This window comes from Moorena sp. SIO2C4 (assembly GCF_010672485.1).
GTDB lineage: Bacteria > Cyanobacteriota > Cyanobacteriia > Cyanobacteriales > Coleofasciculaceae > Moorena > Moorena producens.
The window spans coordinates 1-3,656 of sequence record NZ_JAAHGN010000781.1 but is presented as its reverse complement, the minus strand read 5'-3'; the positions used below and the strand labels follow the sequence as shown (position 1 = coordinate 3,656).

At 44.4% G+C, this 3,656-nt stretch carries 2 protein-coding genes; one reads left to right on the top strand and one right to left on the bottom strand.

Annotated elements, in window-relative coordinates; genetic code table 11:
- A partial coding sequence (locus F6K20_RS28925) for a carboxypeptidase regulatory-like domain-containing protein (protein ID WP_287296981.1) occupies positions 1–2,377 on the bottom strand: 2,377 nt, incomplete at its 3' end.
- Between the two features lie 286 nt (positions 2,378–2,663).
- On the opposite strand from F6K20_RS28925, the gene F6K20_RS28920 reads away from it, so the two are divergent.
- The gene (locus F6K20_RS28920) at positions 2,664–3,194 is read left to right on the top strand and encodes a hypothetical protein (RefSeq protein ID WP_008188505.1); all 531 of its coding nucleotides are present in this window, start codon (positions 2,664–2,666) and stop codon (positions 3,192–3,194) included.
- The last annotated feature ends 462 nt before the right edge of the window (positions 3,195–3,656 follow it).

Here is a 3,656-nt window from a genome sequence, read left to right as displayed (position 1 = left end):
TGGGCACCACCTCCACCGCATAGGCCGATTCCTCTGGTTTCCAGTCGATGGGATATCCGGCGGGGTCAAGGTCAAGGCGATAGGTGTCAGGGTCGAGTTTGACAAAAATCCCATTGTTGCGAATGTCTGGTCGAAAAGAGGTAATCGATTTATTATTCAGCAGTAACAGTAAATCCGGCTCTTCGAGGTAAATCTCTTCCCCTTTATCTCGTTTACCATTGCCATTGTTGTCAAAGAAAGGCTGAATTAACAATCCCCCTCGGCTGCGTAAGCGGTCAAAGCGGGTGTCGGCAGCGCTAATCCCTGATTGGACATTGATATTGGGAGAGACCTCAATCCTGAACGTGCTGCCATCAGAGGTAGTAGATATTTCCTGATAACGTAACCGCAATACTAATCCGGGAATCACGGCACTGGAAGCTGAGGCAATCAATCCATTACCCCGAGAACCGAAGCCATAGCCGAAATCCAAGTCCCATAGATATCGACCATCACTAGACTGTTGTGGAGAACGATAGCGCCAAGCTAAGCGAGCGAGGTGATCATCACGGTTATTTGAATCCCGGGTTTCGTAACCCAGTAGCAGGGAATGTCCTTTAGAGGCACTGCTATCGGACAAATAATAGATTAGTTCGGAATTGGTGGTGATTTCATTGCCTCGATGGGACAGTCTCAGACTTCCCAGGTTAGACCTCAAACTCCAGCGCAAGTTATTATTGGTGTCCATGTCAGCACTGGCAAAGAGTGAGAAATTTTGGCTAGTGTGGGAAATGCTCATACCAGCAGCTAAGGCTTCTTCCCGAGTGTTACCACTGGCTCTCAAGGTTAAACCACGAAAGACTTGCCAGTTGACCCGAAACCGCTGCGCTAGACTATCACTGTTGAAGTTAAAGCTCAGCTTAGGGGAGGGTTGGAAGTTAATACTGGCATCATAGTCTATCCCCTCATCCTCTGTACCCAAAAGAGCCGACACTTTTACCTTTAAGGGAAATCCAGCAGGTTGATAGAATAGTTCCCCTAACCCCAATACTGACTCGTCGTAAACCATCCCCATCCCCAAAGTCAGGTCTTCTGTGACTCCTAAGCGATAGGCAATTCCCCCCCGCACGTCTGTAAACTCACCAAAGAAATTCCCATTCTGGCTCGATTCCCGACTCAAGCCAGTGGAAACAACTAAAGCAGAGGCTCCCTTGGTCAATTGACCCGGTATAATAGAAAATTTTGCCTCTCGAATTTCCGGTTCCGCAGTAAGCTGTCCATCGGGATATAGAAAGACGCGATAAGTATTGCTACCGCCTCGTCCAGTTATGACATTTTCAAAGCGGTAAACCCCAGAGGAGTCCACTAGGATTTCATCCACTACCACATCATTAAAACCTTGGGTCAGCTGGACTAACGTACCCGGTTCAGCTTCCCCAGTAATGCTGCGTCCAATGTCATTGGCTTGTAACCGTTGGCTAGGACTAAATCCACCCCCCGATGACCGTGGTGGGATAAATCCCCAGCGCTGGATAGTGGTCGCACCCCAATATTGACCTGTCCCTTGACTTCGCCAAAAGGTGGGCTGGGAACCTAGGACATAATCCGCTGCATCGGTTTGGCGAAAATACTGGGCTTCCTGTAACCGAAACGTCCCAGTATCGGTTAAATCCGGTTGGCGAGTCCTCAGAAACCAGCTACCTCCTAATAAGGTGCCGATGGTGGTAAATTCTCCAGTATAGTTAGTGGAATTAGACAGAGAACTGCTACCACCCCCTCTGCCACTAATATTTACCCGTTGTCTGATCGCGGATATGCTAAAGGCAGGGGCATCAATCTCAGATAATCCTTCAAGTACGACTGGGATTTCTGGAGTTCGCCGACCTTTGCGCCGCACATTCAACCAGGGGGGATTAAACCTAATGGCGTATTCAATCATGTCAAACTCCGTCGGGACTCCTAGAAGAGTTTGGATGGTTTTGACGGGAATGACTAATCCTAATTCTGGGTCAGTTGGTAAGTCTTCTGGATTGATGCGGGTGACTAAACCAGGCGATCGCACTTCTAATTGACCATCTTCTAAGGGTTTGACATCTAATTTCAAGCCCTTAATCACATCATCTAAGGGAATCAGCCACTTTTCAAAATTAATTGCCTGGGAACCATCTTCAAATCCCCGCACTAAGGTACTAGGAATCACATTCTGTTTTCCCAGATTGACGCCTACAGGAAGAATAATCAATTGATCACTATCGTTTCGCCTTGGGCTAGAGGTAGTGGCGGCGACTTCCGGTTTTGGGATTTCAGGTGCTAGTGTTTGGGCAACAACGGAAGTTATGGTAATCAAAGAAGACAAGAGAGTTGTTACAGCTAGATAAGCTAGTGAAATAATTTTCATCCAACACCTATGAGCTGACTAAATGCTGACTAAATTTTTTAAGGGAAACTACATACATACTTTCCAATTTGGTCAGATCAAGTAACAGTAACTAAGGGGTTTGATACATCGGGTTTATTGCAGTAGCACTACTATTCCCTTATTCCCCGTAATTTTATCCACCTTAATCAAATTCAATGAATTTTAAATTCGGTATCTTTCCGGATGTATCCAGTTAGGAAATTAGGAAACAATAGAATTACAAACAAATTACAAACAAACAGTTTATTCCCACCAGATAAAGGACATGAGAAACCAATTCGGTAAATCCTTATTTATTTCCGCCTTGACTGCTTTAGGTGTTGCTGTTGGTGCTACCAGTGCCTTTGCTCAGGAAGCTCCTGAGACAGAGCAGGAGTTTGAATTCCACGGCACAGTAGAGGGAACATGTTCTTTTTTAAATGTTCAACCTGGTAATTTAGCAAACCCTTTTCCCGAAGTATTAGTTGCTAATGACGTAGAAGGTGATCCTGCTACAGGTGTGATGGTGTGTAATAGTGGCGCAATTGTCTCTCTTGGGGATTTGATGCCGATGAATCGTCTATCTGAAGAACTTTTAGACACCGCCAATAACTACGAGTATGGAGTTACTTTTTTTGATCTTGGGGGTGGACCAGTTGGCGAGATTGGGCGTAGTAAGGAAGGACCTGCACTGCCACCCCAATCGTTACCTCCTAACCAATACGATGTTGAAGCTAACATGGAGATCGAGGGACTTTTACCCCTTAAAGGTGGTGATTATGCCTATAAGTTTACGGTGACAGCTACAGCTGACTAAACTCAACTATTGGCTGGAAGCCAGCGACGTATTCCGCTGGAAAATTGAACTGCAATTAACCTCTATATTTTTAGTTGTCTCCGTGGGAATCGGCTTCACCCGATTTTTCCTACGGAGACTTTACCAACAAACCGTTGATTTATAATAATCTAACATCAGCTAATTGTTCTGTCAATATCTAGAACAGCCTTTCCAGACAGATTTAAGTAAAAACAATTAGGGTCTGTATTATTTACTATGGGAATAAAAACCACCATAATCCTATAAAAAATATTACTATATTACCCGTAATTTTCTACATATTAATCAAGTTAAATTAGTTTAAAATTTCGGTATCTTTGCTGAATGGTTACAGTTTTTATTTTTTTAAAATAATTTCTAAAAATTTCCTTTACACCACCAGTTTACCCTAGCTCAAGTAGATGTAAGCATTCAGCTATCAGCCGTTGGCCGTAGGCCACA